Annotated in this window: 17 protein-coding genes; 5 read left to right on the forward strand and 12 right to left on the reverse strand. The window is 64.7% G+C overall.

Translation table 11 applies throughout. The annotated features are described in order from the left end of the window. Nucleotides 1-159: 159 nt before the first annotated feature. Nucleotides 160-2,343, reverse strand: a complete 2,184-nt coding sequence (locus HMPREF3048_RS09160) for an NADP-dependent isocitrate dehydrogenase (RefSeq protein WP_070771941.1) — start codon at nt 2,341-2,343, stop codon at nt 160-162. Nucleotides 2,344-2,455: 112 nt separating this feature from the next. Here HMPREF3048_RS09160 and HMPREF3048_RS09165 point away from each other — a divergent pair, with 112 nt between their 5' ends. From HMPREF3048_RS09165 to HMPREF3048_RS09175, 3 genes are all read left to right on the forward strand, one after another. Then, nucleotides 2,456-3,370 carry an exodeoxyribonuclease III gene (locus HMPREF3048_RS09165; protein ID WP_070771942.1) on the forward strand — a complete coding sequence of 305 codons (915 nt, stop codon included), beginning with the start codon at nt 2,456-2,458 and terminating at the stop codon, nt 3,368-3,370. A gap of 82 nt (nt 3,371-3,452) precedes the next feature. Then, the gene (gene bioB, locus HMPREF3048_RS09170) at nt 3,453-4,517 is read left to right on the forward strand and encodes a biotin synthase BioB (RefSeq protein WP_070422812.1); all 1,065 of its coding nucleotides are present in this window, start codon (nt 3,453-3,455) and stop codon (nt 4,515-4,517) included. A gap of 14 nt (nt 4,518-4,531) precedes the next feature. Then, nucleotides 4,532-4,735: a biotin synthase auxiliary protein BsaP gene (locus HMPREF3048_RS09175; protein WP_070771943.1), complete on the forward strand. Its 204-nt coding sequence runs from the start codon at nt 4,532-4,534 to the stop codon at nt 4,733-4,735. Here the strand turns inward: HMPREF3048_RS09175 and HMPREF3048_RS09180 are convergent. The 7 genes from HMPREF3048_RS09180 to HMPREF3048_RS09210 all read right to left on the reverse strand — a co-directional run bounded on the left by HMPREF3048_RS09180 (nt 4,732) and on the right by HMPREF3048_RS09210 (nt 19,302). After that, entirely contained in the window at nt 4,732-5,415 is a 684-nt protein-coding gene (locus HMPREF3048_RS09180; protein ID WP_070771944.1) for a hypothetical protein, read from the reverse strand. The genes HMPREF3048_RS09175 and HMPREF3048_RS09180 overlap by 4 nt on opposite strands. Continuing rightward, complete coding sequence (locus HMPREF3048_RS09185; RefSeq protein WP_070771945.1) at nt 5,412-6,095, reverse strand: ATP-binding cassette domain-containing protein; 684 nt, start codon at nt 6,093-6,095, stop codon at nt 5,412-5,414. Before HMPREF3048_RS09185 ends, HMPREF3048_RS09180 begins: the two co-directional genes overlap by 4 nt. Then, nucleotides 6,092-6,445, reverse strand: a complete 354-nt coding sequence (locus tag HMPREF3048_RS09190; RefSeq protein ID WP_070614319.1) for a GntR family transcriptional regulator — start codon at nt 6,443-6,445, stop codon at nt 6,092-6,094. The genes HMPREF3048_RS09185 and HMPREF3048_RS09190 overlap by 4 nt, the downstream gene beginning before the upstream one ends. A 97-nt stretch (nt 6,446-6,542) precedes the next feature. Beyond that, a complete protein-coding gene (locus tag HMPREF3048_RS09195) occupies nt 6,543-8,342 on the reverse strand; it encodes an acetyl/propionyl/methylcrotonyl-CoA carboxylase subunit alpha (protein WP_070771946.1) in 1,800 nt (599 codons plus the stop codon). A gap of 14 nt (nt 8,343-8,356) precedes the next feature. Next, nucleotides 8,357-8,572, reverse strand: coding sequence for a hypothetical protein (locus HMPREF3048_RS09200; protein WP_070771947.1), 216 nt, complete (start codon nt 8,570-8,572; stop codon nt 8,357-8,359). 11 nt (nt 8,573-8,583) lie between these two features. Then, nucleotides 8,584-17,613: a type I polyketide synthase gene (locus HMPREF3048_RS09205; protein ID WP_070771948.1), complete on the reverse strand. Its 9,030-nt coding sequence runs from the start codon at nt 17,611-17,613 to the stop codon at nt 8,584-8,586. Nucleotides 17,614-17,649: 36 nt separating this feature from the next. Further along, nucleotides 17,650-19,302, reverse strand: a complete 1,653-nt coding sequence (locus tag HMPREF3048_RS09210) for an acyl-CoA carboxylase subunit beta (protein WP_070771949.1) — start codon at nt 19,300-19,302, stop codon at nt 17,650-17,652. Nucleotides 19,303-19,423: 121 nt separating this feature from the next. On the opposite strand from HMPREF3048_RS09210, the gene HMPREF3048_RS09215 reads away from it, so the two are divergent. Then, on the forward strand, nt 19,424-19,801 hold the full coding sequence (locus tag HMPREF3048_RS09215) for a holo-ACP synthase AcpS (RefSeq protein ID WP_070771977.1): 378 nt from the start codon (nt 19,424-19,426) through the stop codon (nt 19,799-19,801). A 25-nt stretch (nt 19,802-19,826) separates the two neighbouring features. Here the strand turns inward: HMPREF3048_RS09215 and HMPREF3048_RS09220 are convergent, their stop codons facing one another. Both HMPREF3048_RS09220 and HMPREF3048_RS12155 read right to left on the reverse strand, forming a co-directional pair. After that, nucleotides 19,827-20,507 carry a type 1 glutamine amidotransferase gene (locus tag HMPREF3048_RS09220; RefSeq protein WP_070771950.1) on the reverse strand — a complete coding sequence of 227 codons (681 nt, stop codon included), beginning with the start codon at nt 20,505-20,507 and terminating at the stop codon, nt 19,827-19,829. Nucleotides 20,508-20,509: 2 nt separating this feature from the next. Beyond that, nucleotides 20,510-20,674 (reverse strand): RNA helicase, encoded by a 165-nt coding sequence (locus HMPREF3048_RS12155; RefSeq protein WP_101732482.1) that lies wholly within the window; start codon nt 20,672-20,674, stop codon nt 20,510-20,512. Nucleotides 20,675-20,747: 73 nt separating this feature from the next. On the opposite strand from HMPREF3048_RS12155, the gene trpS reads away from it, so the two are divergent. After that, the gene (gene trpS, locus HMPREF3048_RS09225; RefSeq protein ID WP_070570522.1) at nt 20,748-21,758 is read left to right on the forward strand and encodes a tryptophan--tRNA ligase; all 1,011 of its coding nucleotides are present in this window, start codon (nt 20,748-20,750) and stop codon (nt 21,756-21,758) included. Between the two features lie 38 nt (nt 21,759-21,796). Here the strand turns inward: trpS and HMPREF3048_RS09230 are convergent, their stop codons facing one another. Next, nucleotides 21,797-23,689, reverse strand: coding sequence for a heavy metal translocating P-type ATPase (locus HMPREF3048_RS09230; RefSeq protein WP_070771951.1), 1,893 nt, complete (start codon nt 23,687-23,689; stop codon nt 21,797-21,799). Continuing rightward, complete coding sequence (locus HMPREF3048_RS09235; protein ID WP_070422823.1) at nt 23,686-24,045, reverse strand: Cd(II)/Pb(II)-sensing metalloregulatory transcriptional regulator CmtR; 360 nt, start codon at nt 24,043-24,045, stop codon at nt 23,686-23,688. The genes HMPREF3048_RS09230 and HMPREF3048_RS09235 overlap by 4 nt, the downstream gene beginning before the upstream one ends. Between the last annotated feature and the right edge of the window lie 83 nt (nt 24,046-24,128).

The raw sequence follows: 24,128 nt of genomic DNA on the forward strand, positions 1-24,128 counted from the left end.
GCACCGTCGGTCCAGGCACTCGGTTGATTACCATCTGGTGGTTACCACCTAGGAGGACAGCACCAGGAGGAAAGCACCCAGGGCAGGCCTGACGCGACGAACAGCAAAAGCCCCGGCCACTGTGTGGAAACAGTGACCGGGGCCGATCAAACCGAGCGCTTACTTCTCCAGTGCGTCGATGATCTTGTTAAAGGTTGCGGACGGGCGCATGACCGCGGAGGTCTTGGCGTCGTCCGGCCAGTAGTAGCCGCCGAGGTCGGCAGCGTTGCCCTGGGCGTTCAGCAGCTCAGAGTCAATCGTCTCGGCGTTGTCGCGCAGGTCCTTCGCAATCGGGCCGAAGACCTCAGCCAGTTCGGCGTCGTCGGTCTGGGCTGCCAGTGCCTCTGCCCAGTACAGGGAGAGCCAGAAGTGGGAGCCGCGGTCGTCGATTTCGTTGACCTTGCGGGACGGGGACTTGCCCTCATCCAGCAGCTTCTCGGTTGCCTTGTCCAGAGCGGCGGCGAGGACGCCAGCCTTCTCGTTGCCGTTGGTGTTCTTCTCGTGGCGGAAGGACTCGGCCAGTGCGAGGTACTCACCGAGGGAGTCCCAACGCAGGTGGTTTTCTTCCTCAACCTGCTGGACGTGCTTCGGGGCGGAGCCGCCGGCACCGGTCTCGAACAGGCCGCCGCCAGCCATCAGCGGGACGACGGAGAGCATCTTCGCGGAGGTACCCAGTTCGAGGATCGGGAACAGGTCCGTGTTGTAGTCACGCAGCACGTTGCCGGTCACGGAGATGGTGTCCTCGCCGCGGCGGATGCGCTCGACGGAGATCTTGGTGGCCTCGACCGGGGAGGCGATGGAGATGTCCAGGCCGTCGGTGTCGTGGTCGGCCAGGTACTTCTTCACCAGTTCGATGAGGTTGCGGTCGTGCGCGCGCTCCTCGTCCAGCCAGAAGATGGTCTTCATGCCGGACAGGCGTGCGCGGTTGACGGCCAGCTTGACCCAGTCTTGGATCGGGGCGTCCTTAGTCTGGCATGCGCGCCAGATGTCGCCAGCTTCGACGTCGTGCTCGATCAGCACGTCGCCGGCAGCGTTGACAACCTGAACCTTGCCGTCGGCCGGGATCTTGAAGGTCTTGTCGTGGGAGCCGTACTCCTCAGCCTTCTTCGCCATGAGGCCGACGTTCGGGACGGTGCCCATGGTGGTCGGGTCGTAGGCGCCGTTTTCGCGGCAGTCGTCGATAACCGTCTGGTACACGCCGGCGTAGGAGGAATCCGGGATGACAGCCAGGGTGTCCTGCTCTTGGTCGTCGGCGTTCCACATGTGGCCGGAGGTGCGGATCATGGCCGGCATGGAGGCGTCGATGATCACGTCGGACGGGACGTGGAGGTTGGTGATGCCCTTTGCGGAGTTCACCTGTGCCAGTGCCGGGCCGTCCTGCAGGGCCTGGTCGAAGGCGGCGCGGATCTCTTCGCCGTTCGGCAGATCAGCAAGGCCTTCGTAAATTGCGCCGAGGCCGTTTTCGCCGTTGAGGCCGGCGTCGAGAAGCTCCTCGCCGTACTTGTCGTAGACATCCTTGAAGAATGCGCGCACGACGTGGCCGAAGATGATCGGGTCGGAGACCTTCATCATGGTGGCCTTGAGGTGCGCGGAGAAGAGCACACCCTCTTCCTTGGCCTTCTTCACGGACTCGAGCAGGAACTCATCCAGAGCCTTCGCGGACATGAAGGTGCCGTCGATGACCTCGCCCTGTTCAACCTTCAGGCCGTCCTTGAGCACCTGCTCGCCGTCTGCGGTGACGAGCTTGATGGCCAGGGTGTCCTCGGCCGGCATGATGACGGACTTCTCGTTGTGGCGGAAGTCTCCTGCGCCCATGGTGGCAACGTTGGTCTTGGAGTCCTTCGACCAAGCGCCCATGGAGTGCGGGTGCTTCTTGGTGTAGTTCTTCACGGCCTCCGGAGCGCGGCGGTCGGAATTGCCCTCACGCAGGACCGGGTTCACAGCGGAGCCCTTGACTGCGTCGTACTTGTCCTGCGCGTCCTCGTAGTCCGGGATGTCGAAGCCTGCGGCCTGCAGTTCGGCGATGGCCTTCTTCAGCTGGACGAGGGAAGCGGAAATGTTCGGAAGCTTGATGATGTTGGCTTCCGGGGTCTTTGCCAGCTCACCGAGCTGTGCGAGTGCGTCGTCGACCTTCTTGTCGCCGAGGCGATCTGGGAACTGTGCGAGGATGCGGCCTGCCAGCGAGATGTCTGCGGTGTCGACCTCGATGCCTGCACGGGAAGCGAATGCCTCCACGATTGGCTTGAGGGAGTACGTCGCAAGCAGCGGTGCTTCGTCGGTACGAGTCCAAATGATCTTCGCCATAATGCTCCTTTGTTGTAAGGTTCCTGACTTCAACCCACCAGAGTACCGTCCCAACGGGGCGCTGTCTGGCGATAGGGCCGGGAGAGGTAGGGGATAGGTAAGGTCTTGGCCCATGAGCCTTACCATTGCATCCGTCAACGTCAACGGCATCCGTGCCGCCACGAAGGTCCGCAACGAGAACAATCCGGGCATGTTGGCCTGGTTGAACGAGAATCCGGCTGATGTGGTGCTGATGCAGGAGGTGCGCGCCACTGCTGATCAGGCGCGTGCTGCGCTTGCCCCGGCGCTGGAAAACGGGTGGCACTTGGAGGTCGCGCCGGCTGAAACGCCTGGTGCGAAGGGTCGCGCGGGTGTGGGCATCCTGTCGCGCACGCCGCTGCGCGATGTGGAGATCGGGATTCCTGAGTTCGAGGATGCGGGTCGCTTTATTGCAGCATCGCTTGACGACGACACCCGTGTCGCCTCCCTCTACCTCCCCTCAGGGGCAGCCGAGACGGCGAAGCAGGACGAGAAGTACCGCTTCCTGGATCAGTTCGAGCCGCTGCTGGAGCAGTGGGCGGGTGAGTACCCGGACATGGTGATCGGCGGGGATTGGAACATCTGCCACCGCCGCGAGGACCTGAAGAATTGGAAGACGAACCGGAAAAAATCCGGTTTCTTGCCGCACGAGCGCGCGTTCATGGATGCGGTGTTCGGTTGCTTCCCGGACGCGGAGGCCCAGGACGTAGAGGACAAGGCTGCGGCGGAATGGGCTGGGGCGGTGGAGTACCGGTCGGGGGGTCGTCGTCAAGCAAATGGTGCTCCGAAGTGGTTCGACGTCGCGCGCAGGCTGCACCCGGAGGACGCGCCGTACACCTGGTGGACGTTCCGCGGCCAGGCGTTTAACAACGACGCGGGCTGGCGCATCGACGTCCAGGCTGCCACCGCGAACATGCTGGAGCGTGCCGAGCGCACGTGGGTGGAGAAGGCGCCGACGGTGGAAGAGCGCTGGTCGGACCACTCGCCGCTTGTGGTTGAGTATCGCTAATCCGGGTTTTACTGAACGCCGTTCAATTGCGCGCTAAACTGTTGCGCAACCATCACGTGAACGACGCGAACGGAGCCCGCAGATGACCGATATTCTTGACATCGCCCGCGAAAAAGCCCTGGAAAACGGCGAAGGTCTAAACAAGGAGGAACTCGTCCAGATCCTCAACATCGAGGACGAGCGCCTGCCTGAACTGCTCGACCTCGCCCACCAGGTGCGCATCAAACACTGCGGCGTCGATGTTTCGCTGGAAGGCATCATCTCCCTGAAGACCGGCGGCTGCCCCGAAGACTGCCACTTCTGCTCCCAGTCCGGCCTGTTCGAATCACCTGTGCGCGCCGTGACCTTGGACATCGCCGAACTTGTCGAGGCCGCCAAGCAGTCCGAGAAGATGGGCGCTTCCGAGTTCTGCATCGTCGCCGCCGTGAAGGGCCCGACCCAGCAGCTGCTCGACCAGGTCGCCGAGGCCGTCACTGCGATCCAGGAAGAGGTGGACATTTCCATCTCCGCATCACTTGGCATCCTCACCCGCGACCAGGCTCGCCAACTGGCCAAGATGGGCGTGTCGCGCTACAACCACAACTTCGAAACCGCCGAGTCGTTCTTCCCCAACGTGGTCACCACCCACACCTGGCAGGAGCGCAAGGACACGCTGGAGAACGTGCTGGCAGAGGGCATGGAAACCTGCTGCGGCGGCATCATCGGGCTCGGCGAGACCATCGAGCAGCGCGCCGAGTTTGCCACCCAGCTGGCCGAAATCCAGCCGCATGAAGTGCCGATGAACTTCCTCGACCCGCGCCCAGGCACCCCGTTCGCCGATCGCCCGCTGGTGCCGCAAGGTGAGGCGCTGCGTGCTGTCGCCGCGTTCCGCCTGGCCATGCCGTCCACCCAGCTCCGTTTCGCGGGTGGCACGGAGCTCGCGCTTGGCGACGACGGCACCGAAGCCGGCCTCATGGGCGGCGCGAATGCAATTATCGGCGGCAACTACCTGACCACCTTCGGCCGTCCGATGGAGAAGGACCGCGACGCCGTCGACCGGGTGATGGAAGGCGGGGCGAAGCCAGGCTTGAGCCTGAACATCACCCCGGTGGGGCAGAAGCAGAACTCCGGCCACGGCGTGCTCTACGACACCATCAAGTCGCTGTAGTCAGCCGGGCCCTGATGAAAATCCCGGATTCAACAGAACTCGCCGACGTAGTCCTGTCCGGCGAGATCGCCTGGCCACTTGACCCGGCACGCCCCTACGATGCGCCGCGCATCTGCCCGCTGTGCGGCCGTCGCATGGTGGTAAAAATCAGCCCGATGGCGTGGGAGGCGGCCTGCTCCCGCCATGGGCTGTTGCGCTCCGAGTGGTTGGAGCGTTAGCGCACGAAACGGCGGGTTCTGGCGAACACAACTGCGCTGGCTGCCAAAACTACTGGCCCCGCCGCCGCTACGAAGATGGCGTAGAGGTAGGGGTCGAAGGGGTTCACGTCCGCCCTGTAGCGACCCACTAGGAGCCCGGTGAAACCACCTACGAACATGCTGCCGAGCATGAACCACTGCATGCGGGTGCCCCGCGCAAGGCCGATTGCTACACCGGTCAGCGCCATCGTGAGGAAGATGACGAAGTGGAGTAGCACAGTTGCCACGACGGATGTCAGGTCTTGCGCAGCGCCTTCAACGAAATACGGTTCGCCGCTGCCGTTGATCCAGGGCATCGGTTCTCCGTTGGTAACAATGAACGGGTCATACCACTTGTAGTACGGGCTATGTGCTTGGTGGTACACCGCCGACGCGGCGGTAAGTGGCGTGAGTATGACCGCCGCCACGAGAGCCGTTAGCGTTGCCGAATTCATCCATCGGTTGAAGCTGGCGCCCAGCTGGTTCATTGCTGGCCAGTTCGATCCTCCGATTGCGAAGAGTATCCACAGTGTGGCAGCGCCTGCCATGGTCCACAGGCCGCCGTCGCCAAACTCCAATCGTCCAAAAGGGACGGCAATGCAGAGGACGAGAAAGATGCCCAAATACATCACTGGTTTGAAGGGGCTGAGGAAGAGTTTCATCGTTCGGGCCTTTCCGTCGCGAGGAGGTCAATGAGTTCGGCATCGTCCGGGTACTCGATGGGCAGGTGGACATCGGCCACGCCGATAGGTTCGGCGAACGTCGCGCGTGTCGTGGGCCCGAGGCGCGCTGTCTCAGCGACGGGGAAGCGGGCGGTAAGGTCTTTGATCTGGGCGGTGGGGCCGGTGACCGTCGGAAAGCACAGGCGGGCGTCGTCGAGTGGGACTGGGCGCGAAACCACCCGATCAAACACCTGGATGACATGGGTGGCGAGACCCACGAAGTCCTCTGGGCGATGCGATGCCATCACCACGCTGCGCTGCGGGTTCTCCGCGATGTAGTCGATCAGCCGCTGGCGGACCTGTTTGCGGGTGGTGGTGTCGATGCCATCAAACGGTTCGTCGAGAAGCAGCAGATCCTTACCAATGGCTAGGGCCACCTCAATGGTGAGTAAGCGGCGCTGCCCAACGGAGAGATCTTTGATGCGGGCGTTGGGAAACTCGAGGTCTACGTGCGGGTAGATCGCTGCGACTGCGCGCAAGTGATCGTCCACAGTCGTGCCCGCAAATTTGGCATCCGCACCAGCCGGGACAAACGCGGCGTGTGGGCTCATGAGCGTGTGGAGGTAGTGGGTTTTGCCGGCGGCGTTCGGGCCGACCAGCGCGTAGAAGCCGGGGTTCATTGAGCACGCTCCTTTTCAATCATTGCGGTCAGCTCCTCGGTGGTGATGCCGAGTTGGTTGGCCTCATGGACAAACGGTTGGACAAAATCGCGGGCAAATGCTTCGCGACGCGTACGTAACACCTGCTCGCGTGCACTCTCCAGGACGAACATCCCGAGCCCGCGGCGTTTCTCCAGCAGACCCTCGTTGAACAGTTCGGTGAGTGCTTTGGCGGAGGTGGTGGGATTGACAGAGTGGTAGGCGGAGAGCTCGTTGGTAGACGGCACCCGGTCGCCGGGCGCGAGGGTGCCTGCCCCGATGAGGTCACGTAGCTCATCTGCTATCTGTAGGTATATGGGTTTACCACTCATGTGGGTAACCATAGAACCGGAAGGCCCGGCGCGTCAACCCCCAATTTTGACGCGCCGGGTGAGATCCGGGTATGCCGCGGAAACCGCAGGTTAGCGGCTACTCGTCGGTGATGTCGAGCAGTGCCGCGCCCTTATCCACGTGGCTGCCGGCCTCCACAGCGAGGTTCTTCACCACACCGCTCTTGTGGGCCTTGACCGGGTTTTCCATCTTCATGGCCTCGAGGATGACCACGATGTCGCCGGCTTCCACCCGGGCGCCCTCGGCGACCTCGGATTTGACCACGGTGCCCTGCATCGGAGCGGTCAGGGTGTCTGCGCTGGCAGCGCCCTTGCCGGACCCCTTGCCGCCGGATCCGCCATTACGGGAGCGGCGCTTGCGGTCGCGGCGGCGCTGCGCCACCGCGCCGAGAAGCAACGGCTCCGGCAGCGTGATCTCGATCGATCGGCCGTTGACACCGACGGAGACGGTGCGGCGGCGCGCTTCGTCCTGGTCACCGTCTTCGCCGGCGCCGTCGGACTCGTAGGGTGCGACGTCCGGGTCCCATTCCTCTTCGATCCAGCGGGTGTAAACGGCGAATTGGGTGGCGTTGCCGGTGAAGGCATCGTCGTTAAGCATGCGCTGATGGAAGGGGATGATGGTTGGCATGCCTTCGACCCGGAACTCGGCGAGGGCGCGCTTGGCGCGGGCGACGGCTTGGTCCCGTGTTTCGCCGCGGACGATGAGTTTGGCCAGCATCGAGTCGAACTGGCCGCCGATGGTGGAGCCGGCGCGGATGCCGGAATCGACGCGCACACCGGGGCCTGCGGGTTCGATGTAGATGGTGGCGGTGCCGGGCATGGGCATGAAGTTGGTGCCGGCGTCTTCTGCGGTGATGCGGAATTCGATGGCGTGGCCGGTTGGTTCCAGGTCGGCGTCGAAACGCAGTGGCTCGCCGGCGGCGATGCGGAACTGCTCGATGACGAGGTCCACACCGGTGGTTTCTTCGGTGACGGGGTGCTCAACCTGGAGGCGGGTGTTGACCTCGAGGAAGGAGATCAGCCCGTCGGAGCCAACCAGGTATTCGACGGTGCCAACTCCCACGTAACCTGCCCGCTTTGCAATCGCCTTGGCGGATTCATGGATGCGTTCGCGCTGCTCATCGGTGAGGTACGGGGCGGGGGCTTCCTCGATGAGCTTTTGGAACCTGCGCTGTACGGAGCAGTCGCGGGTACCGGCGACGATGACGTTGCCGTGAGTATCCGCCAGCACCTGCGCCTCCACGTGGCGGGCGCGGTCGAGGTAACGCTCCACGAAGCACTCACCGCGGCCGAATGCGGCTTGGGCTTCGCGGGTGGCGGACTCGAACAGTTCGCGGATCTCGCCGCGGGTGCGGGCGACCTTCATGCCGCGGCCGCCACCGCCGTACGCCGCCTTGATAGCCACGGGCAGACCGTGGGTGTCGGCGAAAGCGACCACATCGTCGGCGCTGTCCACCGGGTCTTTCGTGCCCGGCACGAGCGGTGCGTCGACCTCCTCAGCGATGCGCCGGGCGGTGACCTTGTCGCCAAGCGCGTCGATCGCCTTTGGCGGCGGGCCGATCCAGGTCAGGCCCTCGTCGATGACGCGCCGGGCAAAATCGGCGTTCTCCGCCAAAAATCCGTAGCCAGGGTGGACGGCGTCTGCGCCGCTGTCGCGGCAGGCCTTGAGCACTTTGTCGATATCCAGATAGCTTTGCGACGACGTCTCGCCACCGATCCCAATCGCCTCGTCCGCCATCTCGGTGTACGGCGCGTCTTTGTCGGGGTCGGCGTAGATCGCCACGGAGGCAAGGCCAGCGTCGCGGGCTGCGCGGATGATGCGGACCGCGATCTCGCCGCGGTTGGCGACGAGGACCTTGCGGAACGGAAAGTCATGCATGTGTGCGGTCCTTTCTAGAAGTAGGTGACGTTGCCGATGGTCTGCTGGGCGCCGAACGGCTGGCCGAACGCATCGCCGAACACGTTGTCTTCGTAGGCAGCGCCGGTGCCGGCAGTCGCAGCATCAGTGGCAACGGTCTGCCAAGTTTGGGCCTCGGCGAGGACGGTGGTCAGTGCTGCCAGTTCGTCGTGGGACAGCGACGTGTCGTCGGTACGAAACAGTGGTGTCATGGTGTCTCTCCTTAAACGGTCGGGGTCGCGGTCGGGTACGTGCCGTCGGCGTTGAGACGGGCATCGGGGTTGAGCAGGAGTGCGATCTCGTCGGCGTGGTCGTCGATACCAGCGAAGCGGCGGTTCTCCACCTGGGTGAAGAGGTCGGCGCGGCCGATCATTCCGGCTTCGAGTCGGCTTGCGCCCTGGGCGAGGCGTTCGGTTGCGCGCTCACGCCAGGCGTCGGCGTCGCGGCCGTCGCGTGTCAGTGCGGCTTCGAACACACCCGGGTGGCCCAGCACGACGAGCGCGCCGACGTGGCCGAAACCGAGCGAGGTCAGCGCCGCGGCCTTCACGTTGCCGGCGCCGAGTGCGAGCGGGGAGCGCAGCCACACCAGGTTGGTTGCCTTCGGTTCGATGAGCGGGTCGACGCAGTCCAGCGAGGCGTTCGGCGGGAGGTCGCCGGTTGCCAGGACATCGAGAAGTCCGCCGGTCTGCAGCAGTGCCGCACCTGCCTTGGAGTGGCCGGTGAGGGTCTTTTGCGAGATGACGTACATCGGCGCGTCCGGGTCGCGGCCAACGGCCGGCCACAGCACCGAGTGCAGTTCGGACTCGTTCGGGTCGTTGGCGTTGGTGGAGGTGTCGTGCTTGGACAGGACGGTGACGTCGTCAGGTGTGAGCCCCAGCGAGGACAGGGAACGGGCCAGGCGCGAGTCGGTTCCGCCGCAGGCCGCGGCCAGCACGCCGAGGCCTGGTGCCGGGATGGAGGTGTGTGCGCCGTCGCCGAAGCTGGAGGCGTACGCAACCACTGCCAGCACCGGCAGGCCGAGTTCGGCGGCGAGGGTGCCGCGGGCAAGCAGGACGGTGCCGCCGCCTTCGGCTTCGAGGAAGCCACCGCGTCGGCGGTCGTTGGCTCGCGAGATGAAGCGGCCGTCGATCCCTTGTGCCGTCATCTTGGCGGTTTCGGCGGTGGCGTTCATGTCGCCGAAGCCCTGGAGGGATTCGACCTGGACGTCGTCGATACCGCCGGCGACCACAAAGTCGGCCTTGCCCAGCGCGATCTTGTCCACCGCTTCTTCGACGCTGACGGCGGCGGTGGCGCAGGCGCCGACCGGGTGGATCATAGAGCCGTAGCCGCCGACAAGTGCCTGCATGGTGTGGGCAGCCACCACGTTAGGCAGTGCTTCCTGCAGGATGTCGGTCTGGCGTTCCTCGCCGATGAAGCGGGAGACGAACACCTTGTGCAGCGATTCCATGCCGCCAATACCGGTGCCTTGGGTGGTGGCGATGAAGGACGGGTGGACCTTCTGCATGAGCTCCGCCGGGGTGAAGCCGGCGTTGATGAACGCGTCGACGGCGGTGACCAGGTTCCAGGCGGCCATGCGGTCCATGCCGTCGGCCATCTGTGCGGGGATTCCCCACTTGGTCGGGTCGAAGCCGTCCGGCATCTGGCCAGCGACGGTGCGCGTCAGGGTGGCCTTCTTCGGCACGTGTGCCAGGGCACCGGCGTGGCGGGTCACGCTCCATTCGCCGTCGATCTGGCGGATGGTGGTCTTCTCACCGTCGGCCTCGACGTATGCGAGGGCTTCCTCTTCCGTGGCCACGGTGAACGTGATGTCGCGGTCGAGGTAGACCTGCTCGAGGTCGATGGAGCCTTGGTCGGTGAGGAAGTACTTGTCCGTCAGGGTGCGGATACCGCTGCGTGCGATGACGTCGTTGCGGAAGCGTTCGTAGATGTCCTCCTCGGCGACCTCTGCGCCGTCTTCGTCGTACCAGGCCGGGTTCGGGTCCTCGGACCAGGTGATCAGGCCCATCATCCACGCCAGTTCGAGCACACCGGCTGCGGTGAGGTCGACCTCGCCCGTGCGCGTGATGCCGTATTCGGCTTCGCGGCGGGTGCGTCCGGAGCCCCAGCTGGATACCTCGCCGATGCCGACGACAACCACCATGTCATCAAGTGAGCAGGTCACATCGCCCACAGCCGCAGGTGCAGGCTGGTGCGGGGTGGTGACGTTCGGCAGTGCGCGCACCGTGGCGCCATTGCTTGTCGACGACTCCGTGGCCGCCACATCAACACGTGCATTACGCGCCAGATCGGCGATGGACACGCCTGCGTCCTCGAGCCCACCTGTGAGGTCGAGATCCAGCGGGGACTGCTTCGCCTGCTCGCGGGATTCCTCGGTGACCAGGCCAAGCAGCTGCGTGGAGATCTCCTCCGGGCTCCACACGTGGATACCCGCAGCCTGTGCTGCCGGGACGAGGCCGTCGTTGCCGCCCATCAGGTGCGTGCCGGCAACCCAACCGATGCGGGCCTGCGCCAGGGTCACGCCTTCTGGCCAGCCGGTTTCCGCCGACCACTTGTTTACGATCGCGTCGAAGGCGGCCTTGACTTCGCCGTAGGCGCCGTCGCCACCGAAGGTGCCACGGTTCGGCGAGCCCGGAAGGACGATGTGCGCGCGCTCGGCAGGGAAGTTATCGCCGCGCTGTGCCAGGTCGGACAGGCCAGCGATGGTGCGCTCGACCGACCACAGCAGCAGGCGGGCCTGCGTTTCGGCGTTGCCGCCGACCTCTGCAAGCGAGCCGGACACCGGCGGTGCTGCGAACGGGAAAGCAAGCGTCGGCGTGAGTGCCGGTTTGATGATCTTGACGTCCTTGCCAACGGTTTCCTTCTGCTCGGAGCCGATCCACTCGATGAGCGCATCGATGTCGCGGTAGGACGACAGGTTCGTCGGCACCAGCCACAGGCGCGCACCCACGGAGGCGTGCTCGGCGAAAAGCGTGCGGGCGAATTCCTTGCGCGCCTGGCTGACGTTGGATGCGGTCATGATGACCGTCGCACCGCCTGCGAGCAGGCCCTCCACCACTGCGGTGGCAATGGAACCCGGCGCGGCGCCGGTGACCAGGGCGACGTCGTTTGCGTACGGTTCGTTCGCTGCGGCGTTTGCGGCAGCGGCGATCTCGCCGAGTACGTTGCGACGATCACCCTCCACGCGCTTGGCGTACCACTCGGCCTGCTTGGCCACGGTGGAACCGGTGCCAGCGAAGCGCTGTGGTGCGAGGTCGATCTCGCCGAGGGCGACGCGGGCGAGGTCTTCGCGGGCTTGGGCCCAGCGGTCGTCGAAAAGCACGGCCTTGCGCTCATCGAAGACCGGGGTGACCTGCTTGACCCAGCCGGAGCCGAGTTCTGCCTCAATCGTTTCCACGATCGTGGTGTCCGGTGCGGGGATCTCCGCGACCTCGTCTTCGATGCCGAGCTTGCCCAGCAGCGTGCGGGCGGTAGCCACCAGGGTGTCGGTGACTTCGTCCTTGTAGGCGTCGAGCACGGCCGAGTCCACCACGCCGCCGCCGGATGCGCCGCCGCTGGTGGCCTGGGAGACCGCAACGCCGTAGCGTGCGGCGACGTTTTGTACCGCCTGGTCGATCAGTGCGGTGATCTCCGCCTTGGTCGTGGCCGACGGCAGGCTGTTTAGCGAACCGCCGCGCACCGATTCCTCGGTGCGGCTACCCAGCAGAATCTCGGCTTCGACGTGCGCGGTCCAGGTTGCCGGCAGGCCCCACGCGGCTGCGAGGTGCTCGCCGACAAACGCCGGCTTCAGGCCCGCGCCGCCGAAGAGTTGGCGCAGGCGGGTGCCCACGGCCTCGCTCAAGACAGCACCGAACGGAGTGTAGCCAGGCGCGGCGGTGTTCACACGCGTGTTCAGCGTGGCCACGTCGGCTTCAGCAGCGCCGTCGATGGCGGGGACGCCGAGCTCGGCGGACATGTCCATGAGCAGCTGGTTGCGTCGCGACGACACCCCGCCGGTGAGCTCCTCAATCGTGTCCGAGTCGTTGATCTGCTCGGGGCGGATCTTGTTCTGCAGCGCGAACAGGACGGTGATCGCATCGGCTGCGGTGAAGGGAAGGTCGGACGCGGGCGCGCCGGATGCAGCAGGTGCAGCCGGTGCTGGCTCTGCCGGTGCGGCAGGGGCCGCGGGTGCAGCCTCGGCGGCCGGTTGCGGGGCGGATTCTGGGGCCGGTTCGGCGTCTGCTTCGGCCGGGGTGTCGTCGACAAGCACAGGCTCCGGCGCGGACACCACGTCGTTGAGCATGACAATGTCCTGACTTGCTTCAACGTTGAAGACCGGCACGTGGATGCCAATGACATCCATCTCGCGCTTAGCCAGGTTGGTCAGCGTCGGCGAGGACGCAAGGCCAACCTCGATGACCTGGTCGACGCGACCAAGCAGGTAGTCCTGCGTTTCAATCCAGCGCACAGGCGAGGCGAACTGCCACGCCAGCAACTCGATAAGCAACGTGCGTGCAAGCGTGTTGCGTTCGGTGTTCTCCGGCGTCATGCCCTTGAGGCGCTCGGAGGGGACCTCGTCGGTGACGGCGTCGATGAACTCCTGCGTCAGCGCGAACGGTGTGGCCACCAGGTTCGGGATGTAGCGGTCCACCAGCGTGTCCACGTCGATGATCGCCGGCATGTGCTCGTCGAGCTTCTCGGCGAAGTCCGCCACACCCTCGCGCAGCACGCGCGAGTGGAACGGAACGTCCACGCCCGGAACCGTGACGTAGGCGCGCGGCGTGACCGAGTTGGCCTTGCGCTCCAGCGCAGCAAGGCCGCGCTTCGTACCCGCTACGGAGTACTGCTGGCCCTTGATGTTGTAGTTGACAATCTCCAAGAACTCGCCGGAATCCTGCGCAACACCAGCGACGTAGGCCTCGACCTCCTCTGGGCCGACACCGATCATGTTCGGGCGCAGCGCACCCATGCCGTAGTCGGAGTTACCCTCCGCATCGCGCGGCACCAGGGAGCCCATGGCGGAGCCGCGCGAATACACGATGTCGATGACCGCTTCCAGATCAAAGATGTTGCCCAGAGCTGCAAGCGCGGTGTATTCACCAAGCGAGTGGCCCGCAAAGTACGCGCCGGAGGCCAACGCGTTGGCCTCGTTCAGGCGCTGGGTCTGGGCGTAGGCGACAACCGCCATGGCCACCTGGGTGAACTGGGTCAGGTGCAGCACACCGTCCGGGTGCTTGAACTCCACACCGCGGATCACCAACCGCGACGGGTTGTCTTCCACAATGCGCTGGATGGAGAACCCGTGGGTCTCACGCGTGTGGCGGTCTGCGCGGCGCCACACTTCGCGCGCTGCAGCGGAAGCAGCTCGGTCACCGTTGCCCATGCCCTGGGTCTGGATGCCCTGGCCAGGGTAGACGTAGGCGGTGCGTGGCTGGGCCAGAAGCGCCTGACCACGGGAGACAACGTCACCCGCGATGCGGCAGGTCACCTCAAGGGCCTGCTGGATGCCGACGCGGCCGACACGCTCGACGGTGATCTCTACCTCGTCATCAAGCTGCACCATGCCGTACATGGAGTAGGTCCAGCCGATGACCTGGCCGTGGCCAGCAGCGAGGTGCTGCGCGGTGGCGGACAGCCACATGCCGTGCACCAGCGGTGCATCCAGGTTGACCAGGGCGGCAGCGTTGGCGGAGGTGTGGATCGGGTTGTAGTCGCCGGAGACCAGAGCGAATGGGGTCATGTCCGACGGTGCGCGAACCACGGTGCGGTCCACGAACGAACGTGGGGTCGGCTCCACCTGATCGCTTGCCTCGCCGCCGCCGTACGCCGGCGCCGGGACTGGCGTCGCGGTGCCGGTGGCGCGACCACGGATGGCAAAGCGCTGCATCTGGGTTGCCACAACCTCGTCGCCAGAGCGCAGCTCCAACTCGACGGTGACAATGCGGCCAGAGGTGGACTCGGCAATAGAGGTGCACTTGGAGGTCACATCGATGCGCCTGCCATCGGCAAGCTCGGACAGCGGGACACGCAGGTCAATGACGTGATCCAGGTGGACTGCGTTGAGCAGGCCCTCGATGACCGGCGTGCCATCAGCCAGCCTGCCGGAGCCCAGCGCGGCGTAGATCGCCGGCCAGCAGGGGCCAACCAGCACGTCCGGCGTACCAACCACAGCGTTGTCGGCCACAGCACCGCCGGTAACTGCGGAGTGCGAAGCCAGCAGGGAAGCAGGCAGCGTAAACGACGAGCGCGCCACACCAAACGGTGCGTCCTCGGTCGGTTCCTCGATCTGCGGAATCTCAGTAATCGTGTCGCCGGCCTCGCTGACCGAACCGACACCCGCCAGGCCAGACAGCAGCTCGAAGACGCTGTCGGAAAGACGATCGCCGTCCACAACCGGGGAGGCACCCGTGCCTGCGCCGGCAGGGATCTCGACCGGGATGTTCACCTCACGCACGTAGAACGGGCGCTTATCTTCTGGCAGGTGATCCCATGCGGAATCAGCGTGGATCCGGATCGTCCATTCGCGCTCACCGGCCGCGTTGGTGGTTGCCTCAACGTCGAAGGCGTCCTCGTCCAGCGCGTATGCCGGGTTTGCCATCAGGTGGCCGTGCCATACCAAGGTTGGGCAGGAGCGCAGGTACGCGGCCTCGTCGGCGGCGTCGCTGCGTCGGGCGAAGCGGGATTCGGCGGTGACGCCGTCGTCGATAAGCATCTGCGTCGCGGCATCTTCAAAACGTGCCAGCAACTGCGCAACCGGCTCGTTCTTGCGCGTAATGCCAGCAACCGCAACCGGGCCCGGGATGATGCGCACCTGGTCAGCGGTGTAGCGCTCATCCTGCGCCTGCCACAAGGTGTCCTTGCCAAACCAGGACTTCAGATCCGCATCAAGTGCCGGGACCCACGGCATCGGCTTCGGGTAGGCGTAGTGCAGGCCGATCCACCACGCCGCATCGCGCGGGGAAACCACGACCTCGCGTGCCTGCGGGTAGTGCTGCAGCAGGGTCTGAAGGCCTTCGCGCGGGGAGATCTCGACATCGTCGGAGAAGAGGGTCGGGATCTCACCGTGGTCGGCCTCGTTCAGGCGTGCCTCGATGCGCTGGAGCAATGCAACGAAGCGCGCGTTCCAGGTCTGGTCGATGAACGGATCGGCGAGCTCGACGAAGCGCTCGACCCACTCGGCGTACGTCATCGTCTCCACGTCGCCGAAGTAAGGCTTCGCCGTCTTCGACAGGGCCTCGATGATCTCCTCGCGGTGGGCTGGGTACTCCTCAATATCCAGCGAGGCGATAAATCGCGCTGCCTTGGCAAAGGAGTTGTCCAGGTCGTGCAGGTCTGCCAGCAGGTGCGATTGCGACGACGCCACACCGGCCACCCCACGACCGCGGCCGACCCAACCACCGTTGTTCTCCGGAGGCAGGCCCGGCGTATCCACGAGCAGCTGCTTGACCGAATCCGTGGCCTTCGCCTCCTTCGTGGCCATAGCCACGGTGCCGACGAACACACCATCCACCGGCATCGCAGGCAGCCCGAACTTCTCGGACCAACGGCCCGTGATCAGTTCCGCGGCACGCTCCGGCGAGTACACGCCACCGCCGACGGTGAGTACCGCGTTGTCGTGCGCACGGATCTCCGGGTAGGTCTCCAGCAGCATGTCCTCCAGGTCAACCCAGGAGTGGTGGCCGCCAGCGTGGCCGTCTTCCACCATCAAGATGACCTGGTCGTCCGGGTTCGCCGCCGCGATGGCAAGCGCGTTGCGGATCTGCTGCGTCGTACCAGGCTTGAGCGCAATGTAGGGGAAGCCATCCTGGTGCAGCTGCGCGAACAGTTCCGTGGCTTCTTCCACTTCCGGGATGCCTGCGGAGATGCATACGCCGTTAAACGGGGCGCCGGCCGCGCGGGCCTTTGGCACCATGCGCGTTTGGCCGAACTGCAGGTTCCACAGGAAGCGGTCGAAGAACATGGTGTTGAACTGTGCGGTGCGACCGGGCTGCAAAAACGCCTTGAGGTTGGCGGTGTGCTTGCCAAACTCCTCCTCGGAGTACATGCCGCCACCGGCAAGTTCTGCCCAGTAGCCGGCGTTGGCGGCAGCGGCGACGATCTCGCCGTCCGCGGACGTCGGCGTCATGCCACCCAGGATGATCGGGGACAGGCCAGTCAGCGACGAGAACTTCGTCTGCGTGTACGTCTTGCCGTCCGGCAGCGCAATCACTCGCGGCGCGTAGTCCGAGTAGTCCACGCCCTGCGGCAATTCAGCACCCGGGCGTGCGAGGTCGTCGCGTTTCGCGGCAGTGGATGCATCGAGCACAGCGACGCCGGAACCGTTGGCCAGGTTGGTCACAATGGTTGCCGTCGCCGAATCAAACGTGAAAATGTGGCTCGCACCCTGGGCAATTAGGTCGCGCACGACTTCGGTGAAGTCGAATCGGTCCACCAAAATCGACTGCGCCAGTTCACGCGGGGTCGTGGTTTCAAACGTGATCCCGCACGCGTCCGCCCACTGCTGCGCCAGATCCACAGCAGGGGCGTTGGTCTCCACATGGAAGGGGTACGCAACATCAAGCGAGTCGAACACCGGCGTGATCTCGGAGCCACCGTACTCCACTTCCAACTTGGCGTTGTAGCTGCTCGCAGCCGCTTCGATGTCCTTGCGTGTCTGCGCGAGCGCCTCCGGGCTGCCGGACAGCACCACGTGGCGGTGCCCATTGATCACGCTGATCGGAGCAGCTTGCGTATCGACGACAAACTCACCGACCTGCTCAGGCGTCAGACCTCGAACCGAAAGCATCCGGCTGCGCGAGTCGGCGGCACCGTACACGTTGGTCGCGGCGGCACCCATGATGAACGCGAACGCAAGCGCCTTCTCCGCAGCCTGCGGGCCGTTGGCGCGATCCAGTGCGGCAGCGCCCAGGATGCCCTGCGAGTGACCGGCGAACAGTGCGTCGGCGGTGTCCAGGCCGAGCTGCTCGAGATCTTCCGCAGCAACAATCTGGGCGAGCAAAATCGCCGGCGCGCTGACTGCGGGCAGGGCGTCGATTGCCTCGTGCGCAGCATCTGCATCCATCGCGTCGCGGATACGCTGCACAACCCCCGGCACCACAGAGGCCAACGGGCGGGCGACGGCGGCGGTGAGGGACTGGGCGTCGTGAAGAAGCTGCTCCATGCGGCTGCGCGCCACAGGAGTCGCAGCAGCATCGGCGAGTGCCTGCTGCCAGGAAGAACCCTGCCCCGGGAACAGGATTGCGGGACGCTTCAGAGAAGAAAAAGAGGGGGAATTCATAACAGTGTCCTTATGGTCCTTTGAATCGGAGCGGGATTAGAGCGGGATATTGCCGTGCTTGCGCATCGGACGCGCCACGGTCTTGTCACGGAAGAAACGCAGTTGCGCTGCGAGAACCGCAGGGGTTTCGCTTGGGAGGATGACCGAATCGATCAGACCGCGCTCAGCGGCCTTGTACGGGTTGAGCATCTCGTCTTCGTAGTCGCGCTCGTACTGCGCAATCAGTTCGCGGAGCTCCTCGTCACTCACACCGGAGTCGCGGGCGTTAGCAATGTCTTTGCGGTTGATAAAGCCGACCGCACCAGACGCACCCATCACCGCGATCTGCGCGGTCGGCCACGCCAAGTTCACATCGGCGCCGAGGCCCTTCGAACCCATCACGCAGTACGCGCCGCCGTACGCCTTGCGCATGGTCACGGTCACCTTCGGCACGGTTGCCTCGCCGTAGGCGTACAGCAGCTTCGCGCCGCGGCGCAGAATGCCGCTGTGCTCCTGGTTCGCGCCGGGCAGGAAGCCGGGAACGTCCACCAGCATGACAATCGGGATGTTGAAGCTGTCGCACGTGCGGATGAAGCGCGCGGCCTTTTCCGCCGAGTCGATGTCCAAGCAACCTGCGAGCACCATGGGCTGATTAGCGACGAAGCCCACCGGCTGGTCCTCAATCCGACCAAACGCAGTGACGACGTTTTCAGCGCGCTGCTCCATGACCTCCAGGAACTCGCCGTCGTCCGCGATATGCGCAATCACGTCGCGGACCTCATAAGGGGTGTTCGGCGAGTCTGGGATCAGTGAATCCAGCGCTTTGGCATCGGTGGCATCTGCCTCTGCATCGGTTGGGGGTGCCGGGCGCGGCGCCGACTTCTGGCGATTGTTCGACGGCAAGTATTCGAGCAGGTCAGCCACCCAGTCGAGCGCATCCTCGTCGGATTCCGCGACGTAGTGGCAGTTGCCGCCCTGCTGCATGTGGATCCAGGCGCCGCCGAGCTCCTCTTGCGAGATCTCCTCACCCGTGACCGTCTTGATCACGTCCGGGCCGGTGACGAACATCTTCGAGGTTTCATCCACCATGACCACAAAGTCGGTTAGCGCGGGGGAGTAGGCGTTACCGCCAGCGCAAGCGCCCATGATCACGGAGATCTGCGGGACCACGCCGGAGGCTTCGATGTTGTGCAGGAAGGTCCGCGCGATCCAGTCCAGCGATACCGCGCCGTCCTGGATGCGGGCGCCTGCACCTTCATAGAGGCCGATCAGTGGACGACCGGTGGTGACGGCAAGACGCTGAATCTTGGTCATCTTCTCGCCGTAGACCTCACCCAACGCGCCACCGAAGACGGTGCCGTCCTGGGAAAAGATGCAGACCTCGCGTCCGTCGATCGTGCCGAATCCGGTGACAATGCCATCCGTTGCCGGCCGCTTCGCCTGCATCCCGAAGTCATGGGTGCGGTGGCGGGCGTGCTGGTCGAACTCCACAAACGAGCCCTCGTCCAGGAGGTAGTCCAAGCGCTCACGTGCGGTCAGTCTGCCTGCTGCGCGGACCTTCTCCAGTGGTTTTGATCCCATCGGCTCGGCCGCTTCGGTGCGTCGTTGCACGAGGTCATCGTGTTTTTGGGCTGTGGTCGTCGGTGCCGGGGTTGTCGCCGGAACCGCTGCCTTTTCAGTCTGATGTACACCTGTAAACGTATTTGGCATGTTGGCATTCTAAACCTACGAATCCGTAAGTTACTAGTCGGTAGGTAAACTCCCAGCAACACAGCAGGTTCTGTTACGAACGCCAACCCCCGATGGACATTCAAGAAACTAGGCTTTGACCATGCATATCGGCATCGACCTCGTGGACGTTTCCTCGTTCGCCCAACAAATGGAATTCCCAGGTTCTACCTTCGAGTCTGTGTTCACCGACCGCGAGATACGCACGTGCAACACGAAACCGAATCGTGCTGCATCGCTCGCCGGACGCTGGGCGGTGAAGGAGGCGTACATCAAAGCCTGGTCCCAAACGATCATCGGCCAGCCCCCGCTGATCGCCCCGGACGAGCTCAACTTCGCCGAGATAGAAGTAGTCAACGACGCATTCGGGCGACCCGTGGTCCAGTTGCACGGTGAGGTCGCACGGTTAGGTCCCCACGTCCAAAGCGTCTCACTGAGCCACGACGGCGACTATGCGATTGCCACTGTGATCGTGGACTAGGGGCGCTTGGCCGGAAGGCTTACCGTCACGCCTGGGCGGCACGGACGAAGCCGGCTGCAAGGGTGCGGCCGGTGTGGGTGAGGTGGTCGTCGTGAAGCGAAAGCTCCTGGGTGACGGCGGCAGCGTCATAACCGCTGCGCGCGGCCCACTGACCTGCAACATCGGGGGAGCATTCGGGGTGGAACTGCACCGAGACGATGGAACCGAGACGCATCGCCTGGATGGGGCAGCGGGCACTCGAGGCGAGCAGTTGCGCGCCGGGCGGGAGCGACACCACTGCATCGTGGTGGGATTCGACCACAACCAATTCGGGATCGAGGGCGCCGAAAAGAGGATCGGCAAGACCAGCTTCGGTCAGCGACACCCGTGCGGCGCCCTCTTCGTCCTGACTGGCTAAGCCGACGGAAACTTCGCCCCCGAAGCAGTCGGCGATGATCTGGTGGCCAAGGCAGATACCCAGAACCGGCATGCCTGACGAATGAGCTGCGCGAAGGAGATCGTGGACGGTGGGCAGCCAAGGTGCGGCCTCGGCGTCCAGAGCGTTGGTGCGACCGCCGAGGAGGATGAGGGCGGAGGTGGTGTCGTCGATACGCGGTGGCGTTTGGTTGAGATCGACGACATTGAGTTCAGCGCCGGCGCGTTCGAGCCATGAACCGAGGCGCTGGAGCGGGCTGATCGGGTCGGGCTGGAGAACAGTGATGCGCATGGTCAGAGGTCAAAAGAAGCGACGCGACGCATTTCATCAGTGACACGGATCTTGCCTTTGCCCTCGCGCTCTCTCTTGAGGATCAGCTTTGCGAAAGCAATCTGGCCACGGGGCGGACGTTCTCCCTTAACATCCTGAGCTGTCTCAGGGCGGTTACTCACAGTCATCGCTGCTCCTTTCGTGGGCTTCATCGTAGCGAGTAAACAACCCCCGGTTCCCTCGAATGCGCATCGGGTTAATATGTGGTGCATGCAACGCGTGCTTTCCGGAATCCAGCCCACCGCCGACTCTTACCACCTGGGAAACTACTTAGGTGCCCTGAAACAGTGGATTGACCTGCAGGACGGCTACGAGGCGTTCTACTTCATCCCGGATCTGCACGCGATCACGGTGGACCAGGACCCGGAAGAGCTGCGTCACCGCACGCTTGCTGGCTGTGCGCAGTTGATTGCGCTGGGTATTGACCCGGAGCGTTCCACCCTGTTTGTGCAGTCCCACGTGCCGGAGCACGCCGAGCTGACCTGGGTGCTGCAGTGCCTGACTGGTTTTGGTGAGGCCAGCCGCATGACGCAGTTCAAGGACAAGTCGGCCAAGCAGGGCCAGGACCGCACGTCGGTGGGTCTGTTTACCTACCCGGTGCTGATGGCTGCGGATATTTTGCTGTACTCGCCGCAATTGGTGCCGGTGGGTGAGGATCAGCGTCAGCACTTGGAGCTCACGCGTACGCTCGCGGAGCGCTTCAACTCCCGCTACGGCAAGACGTTCACGGTGCCGGAGGGCATGATCGTCGAGGGTGCGGCGAAGATCTACGACCTGCAGGATCCGACGTCGAAGATGTCCAAGTCGGGTGCGAACCCGAAGGGCATTGTGAATCTTCTGGACGAGCCGAAGACTTCCGCCAAGCGCATCCGCTCCGCCGTGACCGACAACGATGGCGTGATTGCCTACGACAAGGAGAACAAGCCGGGCGTGTCCAATCTGCTGGTGATTCAGTCGGCGCTGACAGGCAAGTCGATCGACGACATCGTCGCCGGCTACGAAGGCCAAGGCTACGGCGCGCTGAAGGTGGATACGGCGGATGCGCTCGAGGCGTTCACCACGCCGCTGCGCGCGCGTTACGACGAACTCATGTCGGACCGTGCCGAACTCGAAGCCATCCTCGCCCGCGGTGCCGAGCGCGCCCGCGAGGTGGCATCGCCGCTGCTGAAGGACGTGTACGAGAAGGTCGGGTTCCTGGCACCGAAGCGCTAAGGGCTAGCGGCGGAGCCAGGTCCGTTTCCGGCGTAGCCTCAGCGCTTCGCTCGTGCGGCCCGCAGGCCGTTCAAGATCACGATGACTTCGGCGACCTCGTGAACCAACACCACGGCGGCCAGGCCCAGCACGCCGCTGATCGCAAGCGGCATCAACACGATGATGATGGCCAGAGACAGCACGATGTTTTGGTTGATGATCCTGCTGCCTCGGCGGGCGTGCTGCAGAGCCTGCGGGATCAGCCGGAGGTCGTGGCCGGTGAAGGCGACGTCAGCGGACTCGATCGCGGCGTCAGAGCCGGTCGCTCCCATCGCAATGCCCACCGTCGCGCCTGCCAGTGCCGGCGCGTCGTTGATGCCGTCGCCGATCATCGCCGTCGGCGTCTTGGAGGAGAGTTCGGCGACGATGTTTGCCTTGTCCTCCGGTCGCAGCTCGGCGCGCACGTCGTCGATTCCGGCGATTTTAGCCAGCGCCCGGGCGGTGCGAGTGTTGTCGCCGGTGAGCATGCTCACTTCCACGTCGTTGGCGTGCAGGGTCTGCACGGCTTCGGGAACCTCGGGACGCAGCTCGTCGCGGACACCGATCGCCCCGGCGAGGGTGTCATCGACGGTGACCAGGACGCAGGTCTGGCCCTCGGACTCCATGCGCTCAACGTCTGCCTTCAATGGCCCGGCGTCGATCCACCGGGGGCTGCCCACCAGCACTCGTCGGCCTTCGACGGTGCCGCCGATGCCATGCCCGGCTTCCTCGCTGATGTCCGAGGCGGTGGGCGCTTCGGGCGCCGCTGCCGCGATCGCCGCGGCGAGGGGGTGCGTCGATTGCTGCTCAACTGCCGCCGCGAAAGCAAGCACCTGCGCCCGATCGAATCCGTCCGCCGGGACCACGCCGGTAACCTCGGGCTGGTTGCGGGTAAGGGTTCCGGTCTTGTCCACCGCCAGGTGACGGATGCCGCCGAGCCGCTCGAACGCCGCGCCGGACTTGATGACCACTCCGAACTGACTGGCCGCGCCGATCGCGGCCACGACCGTCAGCGGCACGGAGATTGCCAGCGCGCACGGCGAGGCTGCGACCAGAACCACCAACGCACGGGTGATCCACGTCTCGGGGTCGCCCAGCAGCGAGCCAATCACACCGACCAGCACCGCCAGGATCATCACCCCGGGCACTAGGGGTTGGGCGATCCGGTCGGCGATCCGGGCGCGGTCGCCCTTTTCCGCCTGTGCCTGCTCGACCAGGTCGACGAGGGTGGTCAGCGAGTTGTCCGTTCCAGCTGCGGTCGTCTCGATCTCCAGCACACCGGCGGAGTTGATTGCTCCCGCGGGTACCTCGTCGCCGGGTGCGACCTCCTCCGGAATGGATTCTCCGGTGATCGCTGAGGTGTCAAGGCTGGATCGTCCGGAACGAATGATGCCGTCCGTGGCGATTCGTTCCCCGGGGCGCACGAGCATTAGCTCGCCAACCACGAGGTCCTTCGCTGCGACCTCGACCGCCGTGCCGTCGCGCAGCACCGTCGCGGTCTGCGGCACCAACTTCAACAGTGCCCGCAGTCCGCTCTGGGCCCGGTCCATCGCCTTGTCTTCCAGTGCCTCGGCGATCGAGTACAGGAACGCTAGCGCCGCGGCCTCTCCGACGTAACCGAGGATCACCGCGCCGACCGCACTGATCGTCATCAGCAAGCCAATGCCGAGCTTGCACTTCGTGACAAGGTTCCGGATCGCTCCAGGTGCGAACGTGTAAGCGCCCAACAGCAGGCCGACCCAGAACAGTACTGTCGCGGGTGTCTCCAAGTCGGACCAGTCCAGCGCCAGACCTATGAAGAGGGCTATGCCGGAGAAGATCGGCAGTAGCAACTCGGGGTCCTTCCACCATGGCCGATCGAGCTCTTCGACCTCCGCGGCGGGTTTGTGTTCGCATCCACACGCTGAACTCATGCGTCCGCTCCCTTCTCGCCGCAGCCGGGGACCGAGCACTCAGAGTCGATGCATGGGGCGTTTTCGTCGACAGCCAGCGTCGCGTTGACCAGCGCGTTGAGCGCTGCTGCGAGATGCGGATCGGCGATTTCGTAGCGGGTCTTGCGGCCTTCCGGCTCGGCGACGACGATGCCGCAGTCACGCAAGCAGGTCAGATGGTTCGAGACGTTTGAGCGAGTCAGGTCCAGGTCGCGCGAAAGCACGGCTGGGTAGCTCGGGCCGTCGAGTAGTGTCATCAGGATTCTGGAACGCGTCGGATCCGCCATGGCCCGGCCGAGCCGGTTCATGACGTCGAGGCGTGAAGCAATGGTCAGCATGCGCTGAACTGTACAGTGGCTACTGAACTGGCGCAAGGCGTGAGGAGTCTGCTACTGCCTCCGCCCCCGCTACGCCGTTTCGC

Origin of the sequence: Corynebacterium sp. HMSC075D04 (assembly GCF_001815635.1) — a bacterium.
Lineage (GTDB): Bacteria > Actinomycetota > Actinomycetes > Mycobacteriales > Mycobacteriaceae > Corynebacterium > Corynebacterium coyleae.

Coding starts and splice junctions, on each gene's coding strand:
- HMPREF3048_RS09180 (WP_070771944.1), bottom strand. CDS start 5,415: ATGAAACTCTTCCTCAGCCCCTTCAAACCAGTGATGTATTTGGGCATC.
- HMPREF3048_RS09220 (WP_070771950.1), bottom strand. CDS start 20,507: ATGCGCATCACTGTTCTCCAGCCCGACCCGATCAGCCCGCTCCAGCGC.
- HMPREF3048_RS09195 (WP_070771946.1), bottom strand. CDS start 8,342: ATGCATGACTTTCCGTTCCGCAAGGTCCTCGTCGCCAACCGCGGCGAG.
- HMPREF3048_RS09185 (WP_070771945.1), bottom strand. CDS start 6,095: ATGAACCCCGGCTTCTACGCGCTGGTCGGCCCGAACGCCGCCGGCAAA.
- HMPREF3048_RS09230 (WP_070771951.1), bottom strand. CDS start 23,689: ATGAGTTCAGCGTGTGGATGCGAACACAAACCCGCCGCGGAGGTCGAA.
- HMPREF3048_RS09190 (WP_070614319.1), bottom strand. CDS start 6,445: ATGAGTGGTAAACCCATATACCTACAGATAGCAGATGAGCTACGTGAC.
- HMPREF3048_RS09175 (WP_070771943.1), top strand. CDS start 4,532: ATGAAAATCCCGGATTCAACAGAACTCGCCGACGTAGTCCTGTCCGGC.
- HMPREF3048_RS09165 (WP_070771942.1), top strand. CDS start 2,456: ATGAGCCTTACCATTGCATCCGTCAACGTCAACGGCATCCGTGCCGCC.
- HMPREF3048_RS09235 (WP_070422823.1), bottom strand. CDS start 24,045: ATGCTGACCATTGCTTCACGCCTCGACGTCATGAACCGGCTCGGCCGG.
- HMPREF3048_RS09200 (WP_070771947.1), bottom strand. CDS start 8,572: ATGACACCACTGTTTCGTACCGACGACACGTCGCTGTCCCACGACGAA.
- HMPREF3048_RS09215 (WP_070771977.1), top strand. CDS start 19,424: ATGCATATCGGCATCGACCTCGTGGACGTTTCCTCGTTCGCCCAACAA.
- bioB (WP_070422812.1), top strand. CDS start 3,453: ATGACCGATATTCTTGACATCGCCCGCGAAAAAGCCCTGGAAAACGGC.
- trpS (WP_070570522.1), top strand. CDS start 20,748: ATGTGGTGCATGCAACGCGTGCTTTCCGGAATCCAGCCCACCGCCGAC.
- HMPREF3048_RS09160 (WP_070771941.1), bottom strand. CDS start 2,343: ATGGCGAAGATCATTTGGACTCGTACCGACGAAGCACCGCTGCTTGCG.
- HMPREF3048_RS12155 (WP_101732482.1), bottom strand. CDS start 20,674: ATGACTGTGAGTAACCGCCCTGAGACAGCTCAGGATGTTAAGGGAGAA.
- HMPREF3048_RS09210 (WP_070771949.1), bottom strand. CDS start 19,302: ATGCCAAATACGTTTACAGGTGTACATCAGACTGAAAAGGCAGCGGTT.
- HMPREF3048_RS09205 (WP_070771948.1), bottom strand. CDS start 17,613: ATGAATTCCCCCTCTTTTTCTTCTCTGAAGCGTCCCGCAATCCTGTTC.